This window comes from Candidatus Uabimicrobium helgolandensis (assembly GCF_041508025.1).
Taxonomy (GTDB): Bacteria; Planctomycetota; Uabimicrobiia; order Uabimicrobiales; family Uabimicrobiaceae; genus Uabimicrobium; species Uabimicrobium helgolandensis.
The window spans coordinates 7,043,794-7,069,371 of sequence record NZ_CP165719.1 but is presented as its reverse complement, the minus strand read 5'-3'; the positions used below and the strand labels follow the sequence as shown (position 1 = coordinate 7,069,371).

The following is a 25,578-nucleotide window of genomic DNA, read 5'->3' as shown; positions in this document are numbered from 1 at the left end:
TTATTTTATAAATGAGTTACGAAATTTTTTTAAGGTATATAAGCTTACGTGTTGAAAATTTTTTGCAACTTACTTAATTAAACGATTTAGTAAGTTTTGTTTAAATTCTTTAGATACTTTGTAACAATAAGTTACGTAGCGTTTAGTTTTTAAATCTTTTGCCACTAATAAATACGGTTTTTCTTTGGATTTTGTTCCTTGCATTCGTTCTTCTGTTACATCATCTTCTAAAATTTGAATTTCAACAGGAAGATTTTCGTAAGTAATAAACTTTGGCGATGTTAAATAAGCAATTGCCAGTGTATCAAAGGGATTAAAACCTTCAACATCAAATACTACTTTCCATAAATTTAACCAGCCTTTAGCGTGAGGAACAAGCCACTTGCAAGCATCGTCTCCTTGATTTTCTAATAAATCTAGGTCGCTTTTTGTGATCCACACTTGTGATGAAATTTCGAAAGGTGCTAGAACAATGGGAACGTTGCTTTCTAGTAACTGAGCAAAACTTTTGGAATCTCTTTCAAAATTAAAATCGCGATGCGCTTTGTTATTTTTGGTGCCTGTTTGAAATCTTGCGCCTGGTCGTCTACCTGCAACAGCAATAATCTCTTTTATTTGCTTGGTTATTTCTGGATGATTATTGACTACAGTTGCAACATTGGTAACAGGGCCAAGCGCTAGAATGGTTAATGGTTTCTCCTTGAGAGCTTCTAGCATTTTTTTTGAAGCTTCTGTTTCTAAACCAACCGGATCATTTTCTGATGCGCCTTTATAAACAGGAATTTTGTTTTTGCTAAATTCTTTTACAATAAATTGCGCTATAGGGTAACCTTTTTCAAGACTTGTGTTACCAAAAACTACGCTAATTCCAACTATGTTTAGTTCTGGAGAACGAAATGCTTGTAATAAGGCTACTGCATCATCAACATCACGATACTGAATGCCAGCAGCTGGGTCAGCATCGATCCAGACATCGATTTTTTCTTGGGTGTAAATAGAGCAAAGTAGTATTACACACATAGATATCAATTTCATGTTTTTCCTAATCAGTTTCGGATAATGTATTATCAGGTGTTATTACAAGACGATACGATAATTCTAGTAGTTTGTGTTTGTCTTGTAAACTGTATTTTAGAGGTAGTTGCGCAACACCAAGCAAACGGCGCATGATTTCAACTCCTGCAAAGCGAAATGCTAATTTGACATCGAAAGAATTTATTTTTTTGTAATGTGCAAAAATTTTGTACACAAAACTACGCGGTTGTTTTGCTAAAAGTAGGTGTGCAATCATTACTCCCATGTCAAACTCACAAGGTCCAGAGAAACAAAATTCAGCATCAATGATTTTTACACCGTTATCTGTCATAAGCCAACTTCCAGGATAGTAATCGCCGTGAAGTAGAGTTTTTCCATTTTCTAAATATAGCTTTCCCAACAGTTGTAGTTGATGTTTGTAGTCTTGTTTTGTTCTAAAATCACAAGCGACATTGTTTAAACCAGGAGTAATTTCGTCTAAGTTGATAAAGTTATTTTGAAAAGGAATTACATAAATATGCTCATAATTGAGTTTACGCATATCTGTGTTCTCAATTGTTTTACTTTTGGTGTTGTGTAGTTTGGCTAAAAATAGTGTTAGTTGTTCTACATGTTCGCTAGAAATAAGTTTATTATTATAAATATATGAAAAATCTTGTGCGTTACCTAAGTCTTCGAAGATTAGTATATATGATTTTTTATCCATATGTAATAAGCATGGCATGTTGCTTGTTAAATCTTTGTTGTTATTGATATTTTGGTAGAATTCCCCTTCCATTAAAGCTCTTTCTACTGGAGCCGCTATATTTGGGAATTTTTCTACCCATGGTCGCGATTGCTTGATAATGAAAGTACGTTGATTGCTAAATACACGTAAAGTGCAGTTCATATTTCCTTCGCCAGCGACTTCTACATTGGAGATTTGTTCATTGGTTAATAAATACTTTTGCTGTGAAAGATAATCACTTATGCTTCTGATATTAGATTCTAAAAAATAAGAGTTAGAATGTGTGGCGTGGAATGTTTGTTTATCCATTTTGTAATTCCTGCTATATAACAAGACAGACGTCATGGAATTCCATGACGTCTGTCTTAAGTTTGTTTGTCGATTTTGCCTAAACCATTAGAATGGTTAACTGGTTGTCATTAATTAGATCATGAGTATTACCTTATACGAATGTAGAGCATAAGTGAAAATGTACTTTTCTAATTGATGACGCGCTCTGCGTTTTAATCCAAAGCTTTCCAGTAATTAGAGTCTTGCCCAGTGTTTCCAGAAGCAAAACTTCCTTGAAGACTGTTGGCATTTTCTGCATCTATTGCAAATGCAGCGTTTGCTTCTGGCTTGACCCAAGAATTATAGTTTTGTGTTTGAGTAACAACGATATCTCCTTCTTGGTTCATCGCATATACCGTATCACCCTTGGACATTGGCCAAGCGTAAACAACAAATTTATCATAACTAGCATCTTCTTTTTCTTCAGCAGAAGATTCGCCTACCGCTTCTCCTGAACCAGCGCGATATATATAGAAGTGATAGTAACCATCTTCAAACATTCCGTTGTTATAAGAATATAAACCGTAGACATAACTATTATCAGTTAAGTTTGCAAGAGAGCCATAACTTTGTCTATCTAATTTATACATTTGTTGCGCAGTTAGGATGGTTCGCAAACGGTTTCTTACCATTTCTTTTCGCGCAGCCTGTTTTTGCTTTTCTACCATCGGAATGGCAATCGCCGCACCAACTCCTATTGCACTAGCTCCTGGAAGTATAAATGTCATAGGTGATGTATAGGACATTAAAATACCATCTTTAGTTGAAGCATAAGAAGTCATGAGTGGTTTTAAATGACGACTTATTGTTGTTGCTTGTGGTAGATCAGCAACGCTAAATGGAACTCCTGCTGCGCGTGCTATACCTTCAAAAGAACGAAGTATTGGTATGGCAGTGTTCCATAAATAGTTGAACATTTCGCGAAAATCTAAGTAGATAACAAAAGAAGCTTCACTAGGCAGGAATTTTTGTAGTGCCTGAAAGTCAGCGTTTGTGGTTATACTCTCTTTCCATTTTGGACGATCTTCTAGAAAAGACTTCATATCTTGTACACTTGATGCCATATATAAAGTGTTATTTTCTACCAGCAAAGCTTGACCAGAAATATTTCCTATTTTTGGAAGAGCTTTGAAAGGACGCATATTAAACAACTGACCAGTATTTTGTGAAAAATAATGGATTGTTTGACCAGCGAACTCGATTTTTTTAATAGAAATTTCGTGATTAGTGGCTAAATCATTTGCAATTTGCCAGAATTTTTCTGCGTCTTTGAGCGCAACTCCACCAATATTGCGCGGAATGAGTCCACCTTCTTCTGGCATATAACTGCAAGAATAAAGTTGAGTGCCAACAGTTTCGAGAAGACCATTATCGAAAGAAAATTTAAGTTCTCTTTCTATTTCGGACATTATTTGCTCGTACATTTGTAGCAAACTGCCGTCAGGAGCTACATCTTCTAAAACAGCTTTGATATTGTTTAGTTGTTTTAGAAGATCAAAGCGCATTAAGGAAACAGAATTACTGTGCTTAGGGATGTACTTGAGGACGTTTGTTGATACTGGCTCTATATCTAGTAAAGACATAACTCCGTTTTTTTCACCGGGAACATGCATATAAAAATCTGTATTGATGTTGTTACCAGCAACGTTAACTCCAACTCCAATGGCTTTAATTCCTGCTACCCCTAGTTTTTCCATCATTGGAGCTACTTGAGGAGGTGCCATTGGCATGAATTGTTTCATTGCTGCTTCAATGTTGATATAGAGAGACTCTACAGTGGTACCATTTCTGTGCACTTGTGCGGCCACAGCTTTTACATTTTCGGTGTCTTTTAAAAGAACTGAATCTGTACCAGAGATTATCTGTTTTAAAAGTGTGTCTTGCGACCCAATAACGAGAGTGTTGCCTATAATTGTATAAGTAACTCTCATATGTGGAGGCATTTGTTCTACACTGTGTAGTGTGTACTCGCCATGTTGTTGTTCCGCAAAAGTAAAACCTGTGCTTTGTTTTGCCAGGTTAAGAAGAGAGTCTATTGCTTCGCGGTTGTCTCCGAAGTCTATAGAGAGAACAGCTCCAACGCTTTGCTGCTGAGGGTTAATATCCACAATAGCAAGTGCAACTTCACCATGGAAAATACCAAGAGCTTTTTCTAATGGCATTCCTAAAATCTGTGATGCTTGTCCCATAGCTCCATCTAAATGCATTTTAAATGGATCTATTGTCTTTTTTATGAAATTTTGTACTTCAGGTTCGTTAAATAGTTTAGAAAGTGCAGATTCCTTCATTGCAGATCTAGACTCAGAAACATTAGGCATACGCCACGTTACTAATGTACGCTCTGGCAACTGATTATAAAGTTGAAAATTGTCTTGTGCATTTGCACACACCAGCATGGCCATAGCGATACACAAAAATATTTTTTGCATTATAAACCTCTTTTAAACAAAAACGAGCAATACGCTCACTTATTCTGAATACCAATAATTGCCGTCTTGGCCCATATCGTTTACTGCAAAATTTCCTTGTAGGTTAGTAGAATCTTTTTGGTCGACATACGCAGCGTTAGCAGATGGTATATTCCAAAGATTGTATGTACTAGCATAACAAGAGATAATTTCACCATTTTGGTTGATAGCAAAAACGCGATTTCCTGTTGATCCATGTGACTCAGGCCATGCATATACTACAAAAGATTGTTCTTGTAGAGTCGCTGCACTTTCATTGAGCTCGCCAGAGAAATTCTTTTCACCTATCGCAGTGTCTGTACCAGGCAAGTAACAGTAAAAATAGTAACCACTTTTCGCTGCGATTCCTTGCTCAAAATTGAAAGAACTCAAATAACCAGGACTAGCAGGAGCATTGGTTCCACGCACGTTTATTTGTCCAGTTAATTCTTGTAAAAAAGCGTATTCGCCCATTCCATTTTGATTTTGGTCAACAGCATTTGATGATTGAAAAAGCATTTGTGAGGTTGTTATTGATTTTAAGGTTGCCATCGCAGATGCTTCATTTGCAGACATTCGCGCACGAAGAAATCCAGGTACTGCAACAGAGGCTGCCAGAGCAACACCAGATACAGCGATTATAGGCGCTGTTGCTTCGATTGTTCCGTTAGAAGCTAAAAGAAAACCGTGCTTGTCGCATGTGTAACTTAAACTTCCAGGTGTTAAATAACGGCTAATTGTTTTTGCACGTGGCAGTAGAGCGCTATCAAATGGAATGCCTAAACTACGAATAGCGCCATCAAAAGGACGGAGTATCGGAGTTATAGTGTTCCATATTTGGCAAAATGGTTTGCGTAAATCAGAGTATACAAAAAGTGAACTATTTTGAGGAATATGTTTTTTTACAGTTATAAAATCTTCATTTTCAGCAAGAGACTTTTCCCAGCTTCCGCGATTTGCAATAAAATCTTTTGCGTCGTGAACGTTTCCTGCCATATAAAGATAATTATTTTCTATGAAAAATGCTACTCCAGATAATCCTAATCCAAGACCGAGAATAAAACCTTGCATTGGATTTTTTTCCAATTTCTTGAATGGATCTTTCCCTAATTCACCTAGAGGTGTTGATAGATATTGTAAAGTGATACCGTCAATGTTTATTTGTTTAATATCAAGTTGTACGCGCTCACAAATACTATGTACAACTGACATAAATTTATCAACATCTCTTATTTCTAGAGAACTTATACCTCGAGGAACTAATCCTCCTTCTTTTGGCATGTAGGCAAATGAATAGCTTTCTGCACCTAAAGAAGCAAAAAAATCATCTTTTAAGGAAAACCCGAGCATTTGCGAGAGTTGCGCGCTACCTTGTTTGTACTGTTCTAGGAGACCACCGCGCGGATCAAGTTCTTGTAGTGTTGATTCTACTTTAGCAAAAAATTCGTTATAATCAACATGCATTAAGGATGCAGAGATACTATCGTGAGGTATTTTAGCTGTGTTGTCTTCTTGAACTCCACCAAAGTCGAATAATGACATGATGCCTTTTTTGTCTTCGCATTGAAGAAAAAGAGTGGTGCCAATTCTTGGTCCAGTAATCGTACCTCCTGCTGCAATCGACTTTATACTCATAAGTCCAAGCATCCCACCGATTTGTTGTGCTTGAGGTGGTATCATCGGAGAAAATTGTTGTAGCAACTGCTCTATGTTCAAGTACATCATTTTTGACGGGACAGAGCCTTCTGGAAAAACCTTGGAAAGTACAGTTTTGAAGTTTACACTGTTGTTTAGCTTGTTGCTTTTGCCTGTAATTAGTTCTTTCATTAGCTCTTCGTCAGAACAAATTACCAAAGAATTGCCAACGATTGCATAGCAAACGGTAGTATTTGGTGGTGATTGTTGTAGAAGTAAAACCTCAACATTTTCGTGCGATACAGATAAAAATGTTGCACCAGTCATTTGCTTAAGTAGTTCAATAGCCTTGTTTACTGTCGCACCATTTTCTCCGAACTCAATGGCTACTACAGCGCCTACCGCTTCTTTACGAAGGTCGATATCCACAAGTGCTAAAGTGACTTCACCTTGGAAAATACCTAAAGCGTCTTCTAGAGAAATACCAAATTGTTGCTGCGTTTGTTGTAGAAAACCTTCTACCTGTGGTTTTGCGATATCATATATTGAATCAATAAACATCTTTGTTTCAGGATCTTTGAATAACTGATACAAAGATGTTTTTTGAAAAGCATCAATAGTTTGTGGTATGTTAGGCCAGTGGGCTATAGCTAAGCTACGATTTGGCAACTGATTAATTAGCGAAAAATTCTCTTCTTCAGCGTGAACTGATAGGGTTGTCATGAGAATTAATGCCAAATACAATGTAAATTTGGCATATTTTTTCATAGAAAATCCTTTCTAAAATAGAGCTTGGTTTAATTTTCAAAGGATAGGACCAGTAACTAGGGTAACATTTATGATACAAAAATCTAAAATGAAGGTATGCCCTTAACTATGAGCCTTGTTCGTCTATCCATTTGAGTAAAGCATCTTTTGAACGTAGACCTGTAAGAGTCGAAGCTACATTTTCTCCTTTAAAATACATTAAAGTTGGAAATGCCATAACCCCATATTTTTGGGCTAGATCAGCTAAGTTTCCAGCATCTACTTTAGCCATTACAATATCTTCGCGTTCGTTAGAAATTTCTTCTAGAATAGGCGCTAGTGCACGGCAAGGGCTGCACCACTCAGTGAAAAAATCTACAACAACAGGCTTTTCATTTTTTAGAACTTCGGCTTCAAATTCATTTGCATTTTGTATTTGTTTCACTTTAATTCTCCCAAGTAATAGTTAGGGCTTGTTGATATGTCCTAAATACGTAAAAAAAAGTATTTTTGTTTAAAAAAAATTTAAAAAAATATATTAAGACGCTCTATATGCTAAGAGGTTTGTATTTTATTTGCCTTGGTTTGTCTGCATCTTCACCTAATCTTTCGCGGCGGTCTGCTTCATATGCCTCGTAGTTTCCTTCGAACCATACTACTTTACTATCCCCTTCAAAGGCAATGATATGCGTAGCAAGGCGATCTAAAAACCATCTATCGTGAGATATGACCATAACGCTTCCTGCAAAATCGTTGATTGCTTCTTCCAGTGCGCGTAGAGTTTCAACATCCAAATCGTTGGTAGGTTCATCGAGAAGTAGTAAGTTGACGTGTTCTCTTAACATTTTTGATAAATGAACGCGATTGCGCTCTCCACCCGACAAAACTCCGACGAGTTTTTGTTGGTCACCGCCGCGAAAATTGAAAGATGCACAATAAGCGCGACTTTTCGCCATTCTTTTTCCTAAAGAAATTTCATCTTGTCCGCCAGATATTTCTTCCCACACTGTTTTTTCATCATCTAGAGTATCACGTGATTGATCGACACAACCGATCTTAACTGTTTCCCCAAATTTTAATTCTCCAGAATCTGGTTCTACACTTTGCGAGATCATGCGAAATAGTGTTGTTTTTCCAGCGCCGTTTGCACCAATAATACCAACAATTCCTCCTGGCGGTAGTCTAAAACTGAAATCGTCGATTAGCAGTTTCTCTCCGTAGGCTTTGCGAATATTTTTGCCTTCGACAACTAGATTTCCTAGTCTTGGTCCGTTTGGTATTACTATTTGTGCTATACCAGGTATTTTGGTTTGTTCTTTTTCTGCTAGTTCATTATAAGAACGAATACGCGCCTTATTTTTTGCTTGTCTTGCTTTAGGAGACTGTCGTACCCAGTCTAATTCTTTTTGTAAGTACTTTTGTCTTGCAGATTCTCGTTTTTCTTCTTGTTTTAGACGTTTGTGCTTTTGCTCAAGCCACGTAGAGTAATTGCCTTCCCACGGAATTCCTTCGCCGCGATCTAGTTCCAAAATCCAACCTGTTACGTTGTCCAGAAAGTAACGATCGTGAGTGATAAGAACTACTGTCCCAGCATATTCGCTCAAAAAACGTTCTAACCATGCTACTGATTCAGCATCTAAGTGGTTTGTTGGTTCATCTAAAAGTAGCATATCTGGTTTTTGTAATAGTAATTGGCACAAGGCAACGCGCCTTTTTTCTCCACCAGATAAATTTTCTACTTCTTTTTCTCCAGGAGGACAACGCAACGCATCCATTGCCATTTCAATTTGCCGATCTAGTTCCCAGAGATTTTCTGCATCAATTTGCTCTTGTAACTTGGCTTGTTCTTCGATAAGGGCATTCATTCCTTCATCGTCAGTGACTTCTGCAAAAAGATCATTTACTTTTTCGTAACGATCTAAGACACTTTGTTTTTCAGCAACACCTTCCATTATATTCTGTAATACATTTTTATTTTTATCAAGTTGCGGTTCTTGTTGAAGGTAGCCTATTTTTACTCCCTTTGCAGGCCAAGCTTCGCCTTCAAAAGCAGTGTCTTGCCCTGAAATTATACGTAGTAAAGTACTTTTTCCTGATCCGTTGTGTCCAATCACTCCGATTTTGGCTCCTGGTATAAAAGAAAGCCAAATATCTTTTAGAATCTTTTTATCACTACTCGGATATACTTTGCTAACACCCTTCATTACATATGTGTATTGATAGGACATCAATCATTCTCCTGTTTACCTAAATAAATATGGTCGCGTTTATACGCGACCTGTTTTCTGTTCCAATAATATTTTGTTTGGGGCTATTAGGGATGCGGAAATTATTTTCCATCACATTCCTAGTTCCCTATATAGTAAAACTGACCGTCAACCCAACGCGCGAAATAATTACCGTTTTTGGTCACCCATATTACTTTGTGTCCTGCTTTTGCCATTTTACCGTATTGCGAAGGTTTATTGGGGTTTTGTTCTAAAAAACGGTAGGGCTTAATATCAACAAAATGAACACCATTAGATTTGTATTTTTTTACCCAGTATTGGTATTTACCCACTATCACTTCTTTGTGATCATTAAACATGGCGTCTGCCACTTTTGTGGTTAAATCTTCAATATCCATGTCTAAAGAAAATTTATCTATGGTAACATGCCCTTGGCTATCAGTGATGTTTATTTCAACGCCTTCGTGTTTCTTTAGGATAAGGCTATACATTTTATCTACTGTTGCTGCAAATTTATCTTTACTAAATTCAATTCCTAGTTTTGTTGTCAGAAGAGGAGGAATATCATCAGGGCTCATAAAAATAGGTATGACTTTCTTCTTTAACTTAATTCCTGTCATCCACTCTAACTGAACAGATTCTGAATCAAAAGAGTTGTTTGTACAAAAAACCAAAACCACATGACATTTTGCTAAATTGTCATTCATATATTTCATAATATCGTCGTGCATATGTTCTTCCCAATAAAGAACATCTGCGATTTGATCACGATTTTTTAATGATTTCGCTATTTCAGAAATTTGAAATGTTTCTGAATCAGGTGTTGCGTAACTAATAAAAACGAGAATCCCCATTTTGTTTTCCTTATTTCGAACATACCATAAAATTGAATTGAAGTTTTTGAGCCGAAAAAATTGTGAGACCTACAATTGCTAAGCTGAAGCGAATAATTCGAAAGATTATACGATATTACTGTTAATGTTGTTTGTTTTAAATTAAACAACCAAAGTCAATAACAAGATCTGCAAATTTACGCATAGGACGAATATAAGTTTCGTAGCCTTCAATAACGCTAGGGTATTGTTTTAAAATGCTTCTTGGTGTACGTCCTCTTTCTTCAATATCACGACGGTATCTACGGGCAAGAATAACCTCTGGAGGCGGATCCATAAAAATCCGTAGAGTTGCTAAGTCTAGAAGAGGTGGATGGAAAGAAAATATACCTTCCACTACAACTATTCCTTCTTCGTTTGGTGTAATTAATGTTCTTGTACCAGCTGGCTCCGAAATTTTCATATCGTAGCGAGGAGTGGTAATTTTTGTGCCTGTTGGTGATTCAGCTAAGTCAATTACTACTTTAGCACAGGCTTCAAGATCTACAGTATTAGGATTGTCAAAATTATATACGCCATCCTCGTCTGGTTCCATTTTCGATTTACCTATGTAAAAATCGTCTGTTCCGACTTTTACATAGTTGGTAAATCGTTTTACTAAAAAAGATTTTCCACTACCACTACGCCCACAAATCGCAACTATACGGCGTCGTTTGTTCATTATCTTCCCTTTGCTAACCTATCGGCAATTTTATGATCAAAACCAATGTCTCTTATTTTTTGTTGTGTTGTTGCTATATCGTATTCTAAACGGTAGTAATGAATTTTATACTCATCTGTGTCGAGAATAGCGCATGAAGAAAGTGGACATTGGTCTCGGGGTTGTCCTACACTTCCAGGATTAATAAGATACGTTAGATTACGATCTAGTTGAAAACTAGTACTTTTGTGAATATCTGTTTCGATGTACTTTGAAGAAATAATATAAGGTAAATGAGTATGTCCATAAAAACACACTCCAACACCTGGATGCTCAGTTTTTAGTAGTTGCAAATTATTTTTGGCAACTTGTAGAGAATTGATGTATTCATCTTTATGACGTGGAGAACCGTGAACAAATAAAACAACGTCTTCTAAAGATCTTTCTTCTGGTAAAGATGACACGAAATCCATTTGCTCTGTACTTAAAATATTTCTAGTGTACTCAATAACATGGCGCGTTTCTTTTCTGATTACAGCGTCAATTTCTCCAGAAACAAATCGATCGTGGTTACCACTAATGCATAAAGCACCGTGTTCTAATAAAAGTTCTATGCATTCAGCAGGATTTGCATTGTATCCTACAATATCTCCCAAACAATAAACTTGATCTACGTTTTCTTTTTGGAAGTGTTCTAATACTGTGGATAAAGCTTCATAATTTGCATGAATGTCAGCAACAAGACCTAACTTCATATACTGCCTTTCTAACTTGTATCTTTAGGACATATCCTAATTTTTGGTGGTTAAGGTGTGGCGGTTTTTATTGTAAAATGGAGAAAATTACTTGCCACATTCCTTAAATAATCGTTTACGATTTTGGGGATGTTTTGCAATATAACCCAAGGTATTTGTTTGTTAGGGCAAGCCCTAAATTTGTTCTAACATACCAGGCGGACGTGCCTGGGGTGTGTTACACAAGGTATTTTTTACCTCCCCAAGAAAATTTTTCTTTTAGTACATCGAAGAAATTTCTGTTACCGGTGTTTAAAATATGAAAACATCTCTCTGCTTGCTTTATACGAATGATATCGTGTTCGTGAATATCAAAATATACTTGACCATCAGCAGTAAAAATACAACCTCCAGGATAAGGAGGATAAAAACAAATTTCAATGACATTATCTGAAGGAATTATTACTGGACGCATCGTAAGTGTATGAGGACAAATAGGAGTGATAACAATTGCACACATATTTGGTGTGAGTACGGGGCCACCTGCAGACATCGAGTAAGCTGTAGATCCGACTGGAGTTGAGATAATAACACCATCCCCACCGTAAGTACACATTTCTTCATCATTCACTTTTATTTGGCAACAGATCATTCTTGAAGCTATGTTTTTAATGACACCATCATTAAGTGCTACAGTTTCATTAATAACTTTACCATCACGAATAACTTCACAGTGCAGCATAATACGTTTTTTAATAACAAATTCTCCACTTACAATTTTTGATATGCATTGTGGTAATTCGTTTACTGACACTTCTGTTAAAAAACCGACTTTACCAAAATTGATTCCAACAACAGGGATAGGAGCTTCTAACTGACGAGCTGTAGATAAAATAAATCCATCTCCGCCAAAAACTATGATACCTTCTATTTTTTTTTGCGAAATGATAGTGTTGTCTAATTGTTCTGGTTTTTCAAAACAATCAACTAATTTTATGGGAGTGTCAGATGATTGAAAAGCTCGCACTGCTTTACGAACTTCTGACTTACTGAAATCTGCGACAATGGCAAATTTTTCCATTTTAATTTTCTCGATTCACTACATAGTCAGCTAAATATGTTAAGAAACCAGAGTTAGGAATGTCGACAATGAGCTCTTTTGCTTCACTGATTAAATCTTCGGCACGTTGACGTGATTTTTCTATGCCTAAAAATTTAGGATAAGTATTTTTTCCTTTGTCGTTGTCTTTACCTACAGCTTTTCCCATTTTTTCTGATGTGCTTGTTACATCTAAAATGTCGTCCATTATTTGGAATGCAAGTCCTATTTTTTCACCAAATAAATTTAGAGCTTCTATGCGCGAAGAAGAGGCCTTAGCGCAAACGGCGCCACACTTAGATGATAAGGCAATAAGTGCGCCTGTTTTATTGCGATGAATGTAATTTAATTTTTCTAAGGAAATTTCAGTATTTTCACTAGCGATATCGTTGATTTGTCCTGCAACCATTCCGCCAATTCCTGAAAGAAGTGCAACATCTTCTATGAGTTGAGGAACAATCGTTTTATCCTTGGTTTGAGCAGCAATTATCCAAAAAGCATGAGTTAAAAGTGCATCTCCTGCTAGTATACCTATATCTTCGCCATATTTCTTGTGTGTAGATAATTTTCCACGGCGATAGTCATCATTGTCCATTGCTGGTAAATCATCGTGAACTAAAGAATAAGCATGGATCATTTCAATGGCGCTGGCTACAGGAAAAGAGTTTACATCGTCACCGCCAAGAAGACGACAAACGGTTATTGTGATAATACCACGTAAACGTTTACCACCACCAAGAACACTATAGCGCATTGCTTCGAGTAGTAATTGAAGGTAGGCTTGATTTTGCGGAATTGCACCTGATAAAAACTCTTCGAGTTCAGCTCTTGTTGTTGTTATTAGCTGTGGATATTCCATTGTATTACACGAGGCTCCTTTAACAAAGGAGTAGGGATTATTACTTAACAAATGATTAAGTATGCTTGGAAACCTATGTAAACCTCGTATCTCCTTTCTTAGGATAAAATATCGATTGTCGCTTGTATATTTATACTAAAACAGCTATTTGGTGATAATAATGGAGTATGTTAATGTTTTTTGCCTTCAAAATCATCTTCTTTTAATGATCCGTCGGGATTTTTTGTTAACATTACGATCTTTTTTTTGGTATCTTCAAGCATCGAGTGACATCTTCGCAATCGTTCTATTCCTTCTTCATATTTTGCAAGGGATTCTTCTAGCGGTAAGTCTCCTCTTTCCAGTTCACCAACTATTTGTTCTAAACGCTTGATAGAAGTTTCAAAAGTTTCTTTTTCATTCATATTAAATAAGCACATGGTATGTGAATACCAAGCACCTCCTTGTTATTATTGCAAGCGAAATTGTAAATCTTCGGGCTTTCCGAAGCTTCTGTATTTTGTATTAGTTTTATAGAACTTGCAATATCAAGTGTGGGTAGAATTTGTTTATCTTATTGCTTTTCTCTTTAGCTGTCAAATCTTTTTGCATTTGCATTGGATGTGTCCGTATTCATATTTCCTATAATTCGATATTTTTAAGCACTGGCTTTATCACTTTTTCAAGTATATAACAATATTATAGATTTTTGAAAGACCGCGCTATTACTTGAAGTAACTTGAGTTTTGTAAAAATATAAATAGAAATGTATTCTAGTAACATTTGTCTTGAAAATTTATTAAATGTCTTATTAAAATTGAAAAAATTTGTACCTCACTACTTGAGATTTGCTATTAAAATTTAACGATGCGAACATTTGTTTTACTAATTGTTAGTTTAAAGGGCTATCAATTTAAACGTGATTTGTTAAACGCGTGATTTTAGTCTAGTACTTATTGGAGTCAATGAAGCATGAAATGATTTTTTGAAATAAGAGGTAAAATGGCTGCAATAACAATAACATCAGTTTTTTTCGTTCCTTTACAGAATTAAGAATTTTTGCTATTTTAGGCATGTGGAAAATCTATAAAACGGTTTAGGAATATATCCTAAGTATTTGTTTAAATATATAATTCATCAGTGAAAGGTAGTGTTGATGCCCTTAAATGAACTATCACAACATTTAGATAAGTTGAAAGAAATACTTCCTAATGTTTTAAGTGAAATATCTGATGAGACATTGCGTAATAATTTAGAAAACACAACACAATCTTTGATTAATCTCATCCCTGTAGCAAAAAAAACTTTGAATGATACTCAAGATTTGGTAGATGCTTTTGGTTCTTGGCAAAAGGAAAATACACGTTTGCAAAATGCTCTGTCTTCTTTTGGTATGGCATTACCTGAAATGTCAGTTGTTTCTGTAAATGACAGCGAAGGTACGCTAGATGAAACGGCAAAAGAAGAAATTCAGCAAGAAGTAAAAGGTAATGAAGGTACGCTAGATGAAACGGCAAAAGAAGAAATTCAGCAAGAAGTAAAAGGTAATGAAGGTACGCTAGATGAAACGGCAAAAGAAGAAATTCAGCAAGAAGTAAAAGGTAATGAAGGTGCGCTAGACGAAACGATAAAAGAAGAAAAAATTCAACAAGAAGTAAAAGGCAATGAAGATTCTTTAGACGAAACAGTAAAAGAAGAAATTCAACAAGAAGTAAAGGACAATGAAGACTCTTTAGGCGAAGCAACTAAAAGTGAAGAGGTTTCTCTTACTAAAGTGGATGTAAATTCTTTAAATAAACGAGATGAGTTTCTTACAAATGCTCTTACTAATTTGTCTGATTCGCCGATTGAAAATGAAAAACCAAGTGTTACAATTAGTACTCCTCAAAAACATTTTGATACAATAGATAATCTTGGTTTTTACTTGAGTGAAGACGAAGTCATGCAAGAATTGCAAGTAGATTTAACAGATTTGAAAGAAATGGTTGAACAAAAAAAGTTAATACCAACAGTTATAGATGACAAGAACTATTTCTCAAAAAAGAAAGTTTCTTTGCTTCGGTCTGTGGCAATGGAGTCCTCAACTATTGTTATTGAAAAACCAGTAAAACAACCAATGAGTATTTTCGGTGGCAAAAGTTCAAGTGAAACTTCTAAGAAGGAAAAGTTAAAAGATTATTATAATGAAAATGAAGTGATGGAAGAGCTACAAATAGATTTAGCAAGTTTAAAAGAAATGGTTGAAGGAAAAAAATTAATACCGACAGTTATAGATGATAAGAATTATTTTTCAAAGCGGAAAGTTCTTTTACTTCGTTCGATGGCGATGGAACTTTCTACAATTGTAATACAAAAACCAAAGAAAAAAAGCCCTTTGCATTTTTGGAAAGATAAGTAACATTGTTTAAACCGAATTTAACGGGTGCAATTATGGGATTGCGCTCAATTTAACTACAAAGGATAATCCATGAGTGAATATACACATCCAGAAGTTCTTGTAAGTGCTGATTGGCTTGCAGAACATATAGACGATCCTAACATTCGTATTGTTGAATCTAACGAAGATATTTTGTTATACAATACAGGTCATATTCGTAATGCTGTTAAGATTGACTGGCAAAATGATCTTCAAGATGATTTAATGCGCGATTACATTAGCAAGGAAAAGTTTGAGAACTTGATGGACAAAAAAGGCATAGGAAGTGATACTACTGTCGTTTTTTATGGTGATAAAAGTAATTGGTGGGCATGCTATGCTTTTTGGGCATTTACGATGTATGGGCACAAAAATTGCAAATTATTAAACGGTGGTCGTCAAAAATGGATTAGTGATGGCAGAGAAATGACAAAAGACATTGTTGAGTTTCCAGCGCAGAGCTATACTGTTTCAGAAGTTAACGAGGAAGAAATTCGCGCTTTTCGCGATCATGTTCTCAATCATATAGAACAGAAAAAGCCGCTTATTGATGTTCGTTCTCCTGGGGAATTTACCGGCGAGCTTTTGCATATGCCTGACTATCCACAGGAAGGTTCTTTGCGCGGCGGACATATTCCTGGCGCTAAAAGTGTTCCGTGGTCTCAAGCCGCAAATGAAGATGGGACTTTTAAAGGTAGACAAGCTCTTGTCGAATTATATAAAGAAGGCGCTGGCATTGATATTAATGATGATGTCGTTGTCTACTGTCGAATTGGAGAACGATCTTCGCATACGTGGTTTGTACTACGCTATTTACTAGGATATAAAAACGTGCGCAACTATGATGGTTCATGGACAGAATGGGGTAATCTCGTACGTGTTCCTATCGAAAGACCATAGAAAGTATTGTTATGAATGCTCTACAGGAGATTATTACTGATTTTCAACAAATGTCGCGCGATGAAAAACTTGATACATTAATGGATTACTCTGAAAATTTACCAGATCTACCAGAACGTTATCATGAAGCCAGAGATAAAGGTCAAAATCGTTTGCATGAATGTCAGACACCAGTGCATCTGTGGATAGAAATACACAATGAGAAAATACAAATGTTTGTCGATGTTCCGCGAGAATCACCTACAGTACGTGGTTTTGTGGCACTTTTAATGGAAGCTTTTCATGACAAAGATCCGCAAGAAGCTTTAAATTGTCCAAATACATTACTAAATTCGTTAGGTTTAGTGCAAGTTTTGGGTATGACGCGATTAAATGGTTTGAGTTGGCTTGTGAAACGTCTTAAGCAAGAAGTAACTAAAGCATGTGTTGAGAATTAGTGTTATTTTTTGGATGATTTGGACTTAACTAGGCATCATTAGTTAGGGCCTGTCATCATTCAATACAGATAAAAATATAACGGATTCATTTAATGATACGCCAGTAGTATTGAGCCCGAGCCCGTTTGCGAGCCCGCGCCCGAAAACTTTTTGAGAGCGACAGAAAGTGATTTATTGGTTCAATACTAGTTTTTTGCGATGGAAAAAGAAACTTGCTTCTTTGATAAATTGTTAGTGAAAGTTTCGGAAACGGGCTCGGGCTCGAAAAAACACACAATATTTTGAATGATGGCACGCCCTAATGAAAAATTATTATGATCTGCCAAAGTTCAGAATTCTAAAGAGTGAAGTTCAATTATTGTTGAATTAAGAGTTGAATCTCGCTCTTGTTTATCCTGTTTTGGCACATGGCTGTCAAGTTAAGAGCATAAAATTATACTTTCTTAATTTGACAGTTATGTGCTTTTGCAGGAATGACGGCCATTAAACTAGGTCATCATTCAAAATGCTTTTCCGAGCGCGATTTCAAAACTTTTAATCAAATAAATAAACATTTGTTACAACTCGCAAAAAACTCTGCTCTTCAATCACCTTTAAAGTTTTCAGAACGGGCTTGCTATTACTCAATATATAAAGCAATGATATTTTAACGATGTCTATTATTCTCTGAATGATGATACGCTACTTATTTTTAGGACATCTTTAGTTATAACCTTTTTCCTTGCACCACGAAGCTAAAGTATCGACCCACACTTCATTTTCATTTAAACATGGAACAACGCGTAGTTCTTTACCACCTGCTTCTTCAAAAATTTCTTTTCCTTCGACGCACAATTCTTCTAACGTTTCCAAACAGTCCGAAACAAAAGCGGGAGAAAGTAGTAATAATTTTTTTACTCCTGACTCTGCTAGTCGAGTAAACTCTTTATCAGTGTAAGGTGTAAGCCAAGGATCTCGGCCTAAACGAGATTGGAAAGAAATGGAATATTTATCTTTTGGAATATTTGCTTTTTTTATGAATTCTTCGCTGGTTCTAGTTACTTGGTGGCGATAACAGTGTTCATGAGCTGGAGAGGCTACTTGGCAGCAATTGTCAACTTGTAAACAATGCTTTTTTGTTTTGTCTGTCTTATGTAAGTGTCGTTCAGGGATACCGTGGTAACTAAACAGTATATGATCGTAATCCCAACTCAAAAAATCCTTTGTACTATCGAGTAAAGCATCTATGTATTTTTCATTTTGATAGTATGGTGGCATAATTTCTAGTTCTACATCCATTTTTAACTTTTTTATAGCATTTTTTACATCGATAACAGCAGTTTCGTAGCTAGACATTGCATAGTGAGGGTACAAAGGAATAAGGAATATTTTTTTTAAGTTAGTGACTTTTTTTGTTAAACTAGAAATAGCTGTCACTGCAGAAGGATTACCATAGCGCATACCAAGTTCTACAGGAGTTGATAGTTTTTTTTGTAGGGCCTCTTGTAATCTTTGACTCAAAATTAAAAGTGGAGAACCCTCTTCCCACCAAATAGATTTATAAGCTTCTGCAGAAGCTTTAGGACGCGTTGGCAAGATAAAACATTCAACAACAAATTTACGTAATAAATATGGCTTATCAATAACGCGCTCGTCCATCAAGAATTGACGTAAATATTTCCTGACATCTGATACCTTTGTTGAATTTGGCGTTCCTAAGTTAACCAGTAAGATTCCGTTTGTGTTTGTTGTATCCATCTTGCTTCCCTTAAAAACTTAGTTGTATATCCATAAATAAATGTGGATATTTTTCTTGTTGTCTTTTCAAATGTTGTAAAGTTTTTACACGAGTTGTATGTGTTTCTGCTTCTAAGATGAAATTTTGAGGATCTTCATCTGGAAAATTGCTAAAAGCTTCTTTTTCCATCATCATAACCCTTGGTTTGTGAGTACGAATTGCACCATCAAGCTCGTATGTAACACAAAAGGTATACCATTTGGTTTCTACAGGCATTCCCATGTCTTTTTTCAAAATCCCATCAGAAAATCTCTCGCCTATCTGATTTAGTATAGCGTTGAGCATGTACCAAGAGTCTTCTTTGGCAAAATGCACTAAGCAGTCACTTGGTTGTACTTGTTTTACACATCTATTTAGTATATCTGCCATAATTTCATTTTGAAATACATAAATCGCATCTCGTTCGAAAATTGTTCGCAGTTGTAGTGCAGGTTTTTTAGTTGTCTTTCCCTCTTTCTCAACTTCGCGAAAAGTCAAAGAATTTAAGGATAATACTACTCTATTGGTAAATCTTTTTTGTTTCCACGCGACGCCTGATTTCCAGCGTCCCCATAACCAACCAATTGATAAAACACAAATGGCCCCAAATATTTCAATCCACACGCTCGCTAATTCAGAGATAAATAGTACTTTCATGACTATTTCCTTTCTAGTATGTTAATCATAGATTGCGATTATGTAATACTTACTGTTCGATATTATTTAACATAATTGCAATACGTCCCCATAAAGATAAAATAAAGCGCTAAAACATTCAACAATTTTTCAAAGAAAAATTTTAGTGCGTTTAAGGCATGCGAATACACTTCGCTTATTTTGTGATAAAATTTTCTTTGGTTTCATTCGTAAGGATTATTTGTTATATATGTTAGTATTTAAGGAGGACTTATGAAGATTAATTTGCGGATTGCAGCAAGAAATGCAATGATTGGTGTGAGTATATATACAATTTACTATTTATTATCGATTTTAGGTGTTGCGTTAGAAATACAGGATCTTGTAGACTTAAATCCTTCTATGGCTGTTTTTATCCAACAGTTTGGTTATATACGCGTAATGCTTTTACCTACACTTGTTTATATTCCTCTAATTATTTTCCTTTATGCTATTTACCAACGATAAAATCATATGTTGTTGTATATAAAGGAAAGAAGATAATTATTTGAGAGAAAAAATTAATGGTTCCTTAAGTTAATATATGTCTTTGTTTGTGCTTTGATAAAAAAAGTTGTTTAGAAGGTAAAACAACTTTTTGAGGAACCATGTATTTTTTTTATATAAACAAAGTAGACTTTCCTTTGTAGAAAAAAAACATTGTCACGCTTTCAATTTTGTCCATTTCGCAATTTGTAAACTCGTCTTTTGTAAAATCAAATGTCCAATCGTCAATGTATTGTTGATTTCGACAAACTGAAAAATATTTTCTGTATTGAGCCCGAGCCCGTTTGCGAGCCCGCGCCCGAAAACTTTTTGAGAGCGACAGAAAGTGATTTATTGGTTCAATACTAGTTTTTTGCGATGGAAAAAGAAACTTTGCTTCTTTGATAAATTGTTAGTGAAAGTTTCGGAAACGGGCTCGGGCTCGAAAAAACACACAATATTTTGAATGATCACACGCCCTAAATACAACTGTTTTTTTCTTTTCTTTATTTATGATTTGATAGTTTTTTTTGCGCTTGTCTCAACAAATCAGGTGAATTAGCAAATTTTTTAACTGCTTGTAGTAGGCGGTCGGTGTGGTTCTCTGCTTTTTTCTCTGCTTTTTTGATTTTGTTAAAAGCCTGAATGTTGTGAAATTGTTGTGCTACTTGTTTTGATACATTGACAAGATTATGAAATATATTGTCAGTTTCACCTTGTTCTAAGGCAATAGACGCTTCAAAACATTCATTTAAAGTCATTACACCACTTTGTAGTTTCTTCTCTCCCGCATCTAAGATATCGCGCGTTTCTTGTAATCCTATACTACTAATTTCGGGCGCAGGCTTGTCTAGTTGTTCGCAATTTTGGCATAGACCTTTGCAAAAGTTTAACAGTATATAATGTTGCCATTCGTCTGTACTCATCTGTTCCCAAGTTTGCGAAATTCTTTCATCGTCGCCATGAAGTAAAGAGAAGTGTGCATACATGCGTGCATTACGCAGTTCTAGTTCTTCGCCAATTTCAAATAGTTCTTTTAGTAGCATTGTATTTCCTTTAACTGACAATTGCAAAGTTGAGTGTTGCGTAGCTTTTATTGTTTTTAGAGCCTGTTATAAAATTATTTTAAGGTGCAAAATTGTTCCTTTTAACTTCGAATTTCGTTATTTTTTTATTATAAAATTACTACTTTACGCTAAAAAAATGCCTTATTAGAAGCTAAAATGCCCAAATTTTTCACCCTCAATTAATTTTGTAACAGGCTCTTAGATCTAAAGTTTTTTGCAGGCAATAGTAGTAATCTTCTAAAAAGAGATATACGTGTGTGGTAGTAGAGCGCTTATTTTTTGTTTTTCTGTTTTTGGTAGAGAATTTTTTTCTAAGTATAAATACCGTAGGTTTTTTAAGTTTTCTATTGCGTTTGGTAGAGTCGAGATTTTATTGTTACTTAGATCTAATTCTTCTAATTGTACAAAATTTCTAATGTCATTGGAAATTTTTTCTAATGAATTATTACGTAAATAACAGTAGCGTAAATTTTTACTTTGGTAAAATTCAGTAGAGAGATTATTGATGTTGTTATGATTTACAAATAAAATTTTTAACTGTGGTAGGTCAAAAGATAATTGTTGCAAAGTGTTGTGCTCTAAATTTAACATTTCTAATTTTGGTAAATGTTGTAAATGCTCTATATTTTGGAGGTGGCAATTATTTGCATATAATTCAATTAATTCAGAAAATTGGTTTATCTCTGTTGGTAGATATTGGAGAGGGTTGTTACTAACGCGTAGTATGCGCAAATAGGATGTTGGTGATATTTGTAGGTTACTCGTTGTTAATTGATTATGTTCTAAACCAATAGATATAATTTTTTTTGCTTGAATAGAACATGAGTTTAAACTATTTCTGTTTACAGATAAAGTTTGCAGAGAATCATTGTTGACTTCAAATTCTTCTAGTAAATTGTTGTTAAGATTTAGATTTTGTAGTTTGTGAAAAGAAGAAAAATCGGTTTCTATGTGCTGTAGTTGATTATTTGCAATGTCTAGAAGCGATAAGTTACTTAGATTTTCTATCTTTGATGATAAAAACTGTAAACGATTACTGCGTAGGTAGAGTTTTTGTAGTTTTTGAAGTTGTGTTATCGCTTGAGGTAGAGAGTCAAAGCGATTGTTGGCAATATTTAGTTCTTGTAAAGATGGTATTTCATAAGAAAATGTACTTTGTTGGTTCCATCCCAAATTAAGAATTTGTAAATTGATTAATGAACCGATTTCTTGAGGAAGATTTTCTATTTGATTAAAATTTAAACTAAGTATTTTTAGTTTTTGTAATTTTTTGATTTGCTCTGGACAGCTTTCGATAAAATTCTCATCGAGAATGAGTTTTTCTAAGTAGTTGCATTTTAGTAAATGTTCAGGGAAAGAGTTTAGCTGACAATTACTTAATTGCGCTTCTTTTGTTTGCTCAGGTTCATTTAAATATTGAGAAATTTTTTGCATGAGTTTTTTTGTGTAGTTCATAGTTCACTCGCAAAAGGGTCAAAATCTTGATTACGTAGTAAGTCGTCTAGTGATTCGCGTTGGCGAATAAGAAAATCTTTACCTTGGTACACCATTACTTCTGCAGGACGACATCGAGAATTGTAGTTTGAACTCATACTGTATCCATAGGCACCAGCGTTACATATACAAAGCAAATCGCCTTCGCGAATTTTTTCTATGTTTCTCTGCCGTGCAAATGTATCTTCTTCGCAAATATAGCCTACAACATCGTAGGTTTTTTTTTCAGCATCGGGATTTGAAATATTGATAATTTCATGGTGTGCATTGTAGAGCATGGGACGCAGTAAGTGATTTTTTCCTGAATTTATGCCCGCAAAAGTACGTTCACCATTATGTTTCACTTGATTGACTGTTGCCAGAAGGTAACCACACTCGCTCACAAGATATTTTCCCGGTTCACACCATAACTCAAGAGGTCTACCGTATTCGTGTGAAATTTTTTTCATTTCAGGGACTATTTTGTCGGCTAAGAGTTCAATATCAATAAATTTATCATCTTTTTTGTAAGCTACTTTGAAACCACCACCAATATCCAGAAAACTTAAATGTGGAAATTTTTTAGATAATTGGCAAAGTGTATCTAACATTTGTATGAAAACTTCGGGGTTTGAAATTCCAGAACCTGTGTGAATGTGAAGTCCAGTAATTTTAATGTTTGATTTTTGAATGATTTCTACAACATTATTTATTTGTTCTTTGGCGATACCAAATTTAGAAAATTTATGTCCTGTTTGGATAGAGCTGTTTCCTCCAGCTGTAATATCAGGATTAAAGCGCAGAGAGCATTTTCCTTCAGGATAGTAGTTGGCAAACTTTTCGAGTGCGGTAATACTATCAATATTTAAGGTAATATTTTGTTCATATGCTTGTTGTATTTCTGAAAAAGAAACGCTATTTGGTGTAAAAATAATGTTGTCTGATGAAAACCCTGATTTCAATCCAATAGCAATTTCATTTAGAGATACACAGTCTAGGCCGCATCCCCAATTATTGAGTAATCGTAAAATGTGGATGTTTGAAAGTGCTTTGCAGGCATATTTTATTTTATGTGGAATAGGAGATAGCGCTTTTTGCAATTGCTCGAAACGCTGTTTTATAATACTGGTGTCGTAAATATATAGTGGTGTTTTATATTTTTTAGCTAAATGAAAAAACGAAATTCCTTGTATTTCTTTGCTTGTCACTGTCAATCTCCGTTGTTATATCATTCAAATTTGGTACATAAAAAAAGACCATTTTATCTTTTTAATAATAGATAAAATGGTCTGCGATTTCAATCTTTAAAGATTAACGACCACTGCCGCTATATTTTGCTATTTCTTTGTCCCAAGAATTATATACGCGCAATTCTAAACGACTAATGTTATAGGAATATTTTTCTCTAAAATGTAGGTTCTCACCGTTAGAACAAGAGGCAGATCTTAGTTCAACAACTTTTCCTGTTGGGTAGATTCCAAATAAAGCAACCTTGTGAGCTTTTTTACCATGCACAGTAAATTTAACTCTTACGCGTGAACGGCTAAACAAATTACCTTTATTGACGTCCCAGTGAGTAACTTCAATGCGCGCTTTCCCACCATGTTGCGGCGGATTATATGGCGGCACAGTATTTCTTAGAATTGTGACATTTGTAGATGCTTTTACACGACTACGATTATCTTGGACCCAAACTGTGTAGGTACCAGGTTTATATCCAGCTTGATAGTAACCATTTTCGTTGATCGTTCCACCATCGCACCACCATTTTCCTCTGAAATTTACAACACGATCATATTTGTCGTAAGCAATGGCTTTGAGATACACACCTTTACCAACAGCTATTCGTTGATTGCGCGGTGTAATCACTATTTTGTATATGTGACTACCATGGCTTGGTGGATTGTGAGGAATTGTACTTCTAATTACTTCAACTGTTGTAGATGTTTTTATACCGTAGTTGTCTTGGACCCAAACTTTGTAGTAACCTGGGCGATTAGGCGCTTGATAATAACCATTCGCACTAACTGTTCCACCATCACACCACCATTTTGGAGTAAATGACACAGGTCTATTATAGCTATCATAACCAATGGCTTTAAGTTGTACATAAGCACCAACTCCTATTCTTTGGTTGCGTGGAGTGATTGCTATGTGATGAAGTCGTGGAGGTTGAACTACTTTGCGAAAAATTTCGACGCTAGTTGAAGCTTTAAGTCCACTGTAAGTATCTTGAACCCAAACGGTGTAGCGGCCTGGACGATAGCTTGCGCGATAGTAACCATTTTGGTCAATTTTTCCTCCGTCAGCCCACCATTTTGCTGCTCTTAGCGGTACTTCTCGGTTATAATGGTCGTAGGCAATAGCTTTAAAATAGACTCCTCTGTTGATTTCTACTTTTTGATTTCTTGGAGTAATAACTATTGATTTTATTGTGTTTTGTGGTCTTTTGATTTTGATATTTGCAGTAGCGGTATAGCCGCGCCAGCGCGCTGTTACTGTGTAGTTGCCGTGTTGAGAAGGTGCGGTGTACATACCTCCTCTTACATTGCCATAACTTGCAATCCAGTTGATTCCTTGTGGTGTATACATATTTCCATCTTGATCAGTGGCAACAACTGAAAAATGTATAGAAGAACCACTTTTCATTTTTGCACTTCTAGGATAGATTTCTAAAGAATCAGCAAATGTAATAGACAATAGTAATAAAGTAAATAAAATATATCTCATTATGATACCATCCTTATTGGCTTTAAGTTTTGGATATTTATTGTATAGAATGTGTTTATAGACATTCTATAGTCAATATTGGGGCGTGTTATCAATTAAAAAATAAATTTCGTTTGTATATGGCTTTTACAAATTATGAGATATAAATTAGGGTGTGTCGACATATATCTTGTTATTTTCGATTGCAGAGTACAACTTTGCACTTTGAAAATGCCTCGCTACTCCTTGAAATACCTAAAATTATATAAAAATATAAATGCCAACATTACCTAAAAATAAAAGATA

At 35.3% G+C, this 25,578-nt stretch carries 22 protein-coding genes; 4 read left to right on the top strand and 18 right to left on the bottom strand.

The genetic code is table 11. The features are described 5' to 3' along the window. Nucleotides 1-69: 69 nt before the first annotated feature. The 12 genes from UABHE_RS26245 to xseB all read right to left on the bottom strand — a co-directional run bounded on the left by UABHE_RS26245 (nucleotide 70) and on the right by xseB (nucleotide 13,778). Nucleotides 70-1,035 carry a nucleoside hydrolase gene (locus UABHE_RS26245; RefSeq protein WP_372366276.1) on the bottom strand — a complete coding sequence of 322 codons (966 nt, stop codon included), beginning with the start codon at nucleotides 1,033-1,035 and terminating at the stop codon, nucleotides 70-72. A 7-nt stretch (nucleotides 1,036-1,042) separates the two neighbouring features. Further along, entirely contained in the window at nucleotides 1,043-2,071 is a 1,029-nt protein-coding gene (locus UABHE_RS26240; protein ID WP_372366275.1) for a phosphotransferase, read from the bottom strand. Between the two features lie 194 nt (nucleotides 2,072-2,265). Then, a complete protein-coding gene (locus UABHE_RS26235) occupies nucleotides 2,266-4,521 on the bottom strand; it encodes a DUF3352 domain-containing protein (protein WP_372366274.1) in 2,256 nt (751 codons plus the stop codon). A 39-nt stretch (nucleotides 4,522-4,560) separates the two neighbouring features. Beyond that, on the bottom strand, nucleotides 4,561-6,942 hold the full coding sequence (locus UABHE_RS26230; RefSeq protein WP_372366273.1) for a hypothetical protein: 2,382 nt from the start codon (nucleotides 6,940-6,942) through the stop codon (nucleotides 4,561-4,563). Nucleotides 6,943-7,048: 106 nt separating this feature from the next. Next, entirely contained in the window at nucleotides 7,049-7,366 is a 318-nt protein-coding gene (gene trxA / locus UABHE_RS26225; RefSeq protein WP_372366272.1) for a thioredoxin, read from the bottom strand. 103 nt (nucleotides 7,367-7,469) lie between these two features. Next, the gene (ettA, locus tag UABHE_RS26220; protein WP_372366271.1) at nucleotides 7,470-9,152 is read right to left on the bottom strand and encodes an energy-dependent translational throttle protein EttA; all 1,683 of its coding nucleotides are present in this window, start codon (nucleotides 9,150-9,152) and stop codon (nucleotides 7,470-7,472) included. Between the two features lie 116 nt (nucleotides 9,153-9,268). Then, a complete protein-coding gene (locus UABHE_RS26215; RefSeq protein ID WP_372366270.1) occupies nucleotides 9,269-10,003 on the bottom strand; it encodes a toll/interleukin-1 receptor domain-containing protein in 735 nt (244 codons plus the stop codon). A gap of 136 nt (nucleotides 10,004-10,139) precedes the next feature. Then, a complete protein-coding gene (locus tag UABHE_RS26210) occupies nucleotides 10,140-10,703 on the bottom strand; it encodes a uridine kinase (RefSeq protein WP_372366269.1) in 564 nt (187 codons plus the stop codon). Continuing rightward, nucleotides 10,703-11,437: a metallophosphoesterase gene (locus UABHE_RS26205; protein WP_372366268.1), complete on the bottom strand. Its 735-nt coding sequence runs from the start codon at nucleotides 11,435-11,437 to the stop codon at nucleotides 10,703-10,705. Before UABHE_RS26205 ends, UABHE_RS26210 begins: the two co-directional genes overlap by 1 nt. Nucleotides 11,438-11,654: 217 nt before the next feature. Continuing rightward, the gene (locus UABHE_RS26200) at nucleotides 11,655-12,497 is read right to left on the bottom strand and encodes an NAD(+)/NADH kinase (protein ID WP_372366267.1); all 843 of its coding nucleotides are present in this window, start codon (nucleotides 12,495-12,497) and stop codon (nucleotides 11,655-11,657) included. 1 nt (nucleotide 12,498) lies between these two features. Then, nucleotides 12,499-13,374 (bottom strand): polyprenyl synthetase family protein, encoded by an 876-nt coding sequence (locus UABHE_RS26195; protein ID WP_372366266.1) that lies wholly within the window; start codon nucleotides 13,372-13,374, stop codon nucleotides 12,499-12,501. Between the two features lie 170 nt (nucleotides 13,375-13,544). Further along, the gene (xseB, locus tag UABHE_RS26190; RefSeq protein ID WP_372366265.1) at nucleotides 13,545-13,778 is read right to left on the bottom strand and encodes an exodeoxyribonuclease VII small subunit; all 234 of its coding nucleotides are present in this window, start codon (nucleotides 13,776-13,778) and stop codon (nucleotides 13,545-13,547) included. Nucleotides 13,779-14,509: 731 nt separating this feature from the next. Here xseB and UABHE_RS26185 point away from each other — a divergent pair. From UABHE_RS26185 to UABHE_RS26175, 3 genes are all read left to right on the top strand, one after another. Further along, nucleotides 14,510-15,751, top strand: coding sequence for a hypothetical protein (locus UABHE_RS26185; RefSeq protein WP_372366264.1), 1,242 nt, complete (start codon nucleotides 14,510-14,512; stop codon nucleotides 15,749-15,751). A 69-nt stretch (nucleotides 15,752-15,820) separates the two neighbouring features. Next, nucleotides 15,821-16,669, top strand: a complete 849-nt coding sequence (locus UABHE_RS26180; RefSeq protein ID WP_372366263.1) for a sulfurtransferase — start codon at nucleotides 15,821-15,823, stop codon at nucleotides 16,667-16,669. A gap of 11 nt (nucleotides 16,670-16,680) precedes the next feature. Further along, on the top strand, nucleotides 16,681-17,106 hold the full coding sequence (locus UABHE_RS26175; RefSeq protein ID WP_372366262.1) for a SufE family protein: 426 nt from the start codon (nucleotides 16,681-16,683) through the stop codon (nucleotides 17,104-17,106). 702 nt (nucleotides 17,107-17,808) lie between these two features. Here the strand turns inward: UABHE_RS26175 and hemH are convergent. Together hemH and UABHE_RS26165 are read right to left on the bottom strand one after the other, a co-directional pair. Next, on the bottom strand, nucleotides 17,809-18,843 hold the full coding sequence (gene hemH / locus UABHE_RS26170) for a ferrochelatase (protein WP_372366261.1): 1,035 nt from the start codon (nucleotides 18,841-18,843) through the stop codon (nucleotides 17,809-17,811). 10 nt (nucleotides 18,844-18,853) lie between these two features. Continuing rightward, entirely contained in the window at nucleotides 18,854-19,519 is a 666-nt protein-coding gene (locus UABHE_RS26165) for a hypothetical protein (RefSeq protein ID WP_372366260.1), read from the bottom strand. Nucleotides 19,520-19,771: 252 nt separating this feature from the next. On the opposite strand from UABHE_RS26165, the gene UABHE_RS26160 reads away from it, so the two are divergent. Further along, a complete protein-coding gene (locus UABHE_RS26160) occupies nucleotides 19,772-20,005 on the top strand; it encodes a hypothetical protein (RefSeq protein ID WP_372366259.1) in 234 nt (77 codons plus the stop codon). Between the two features lie 524 nt (nucleotides 20,006-20,529). Here UABHE_RS26160 and UABHE_RS26155 read toward each other — a convergent pair. The 4 genes from UABHE_RS26155 to UABHE_RS26140 form a co-directional block, all read right to left on the bottom strand. Beyond that, nucleotides 20,530-21,069, bottom strand: a complete 540-nt coding sequence (locus tag UABHE_RS26155; protein ID WP_372366258.1) for a hypothetical protein — start codon at nucleotides 21,067-21,069, stop codon at nucleotides 20,530-20,532. 258 nt (nucleotides 21,070-21,327) lie between these two features. After that, complete coding sequence (locus tag UABHE_RS26150) at nucleotides 21,328-22,545, bottom strand: leucine-rich repeat domain-containing protein (protein ID WP_372366257.1); 1,218 nt, start codon at nucleotides 22,543-22,545, stop codon at nucleotides 21,328-21,330. Beyond that, a complete protein-coding gene (gene lysA, locus UABHE_RS26145) occupies nucleotides 22,542-23,771 on the bottom strand; it encodes a diaminopimelate decarboxylase (protein ID WP_372366256.1) in 1,230 nt (409 codons plus the stop codon). Before lysA ends, UABHE_RS26150 begins: the two co-directional genes overlap by 4 nt. A gap of 103 nt (nucleotides 23,772-23,874) precedes the next feature. After that, the gene (locus tag UABHE_RS26140) at nucleotides 23,875-25,293 is read right to left on the bottom strand and encodes a hypothetical protein (protein ID WP_372366255.1); all 1,419 of its coding nucleotides are present in this window, start codon (nucleotides 25,291-25,293) and stop codon (nucleotides 23,875-23,877) included. Nucleotides 25,294-25,578: the final 285 nt, after the last annotated feature.